This window comes from Trinickia soli, assembly GCF_002879855.1.
GTDB classification, from domain to species: Bacteria; Pseudomonadota; Gammaproteobacteria; order Burkholderiales; family Burkholderiaceae; genus Trinickia; species Trinickia soli.
In genome coordinates, this window is sequence record NZ_PNYB01000074.1 from 1 (window position 1) to 447 (window position 447).

Sequence of the window (447 nt, forward strand, 5' to 3'; positions counted from 1 at the left end):
ACGATGACCTGCTGACCCATCCAAATCTCCCTCTGGCGGCATCAATTACAGGTTGGAGCCAACCAGTTGGTGATCGCATCCGCCGATGGCTAGTCAAAGCACTCGGTCTAGTTGGCTGCGTGAGCTGATGCCCGCCTTGGCGAATACATTGCGAAGGTGATATTGGACGGTTCGTGCGCTGATGAACAGGCGGGCACCGATCTCGGGGTTTGACAGCCCATCGCGGGCCAAGCGCGCGATTTGGGTTTCTTGTGCTGTCAGTTGCTCGCCGCTCACTGCGGCGGTGCGCTTGCGGGCTGTTTCACCGGTGGCCCGAAGCTCGCGCCTGGCCCGTTCTGCGAACGCCTCCATCCCTATCGCGTCGAGCATGCCGTGTGCAATTCGCAGCTGTTCCCGTGCGTCGATACGCCGGCGCTCGCGGCGCAACCATTCCCCGTAGAGCAGATG

At 61.5% G+C, this 447-nt stretch carries 1 protein-coding gene; it reads right to left on the reverse strand.

What is annotated here, in order from left to right; translation table 11 throughout:
- Nucleotides 1-93: 93 nt before the first annotated feature.
- On the reverse strand, nucleotides 94-447 hold a 354-nt coding region (locus C0Z19_RS27695; protein WP_146012170.1), incomplete at its 5' end, for a helix-turn-helix transcriptional regulator.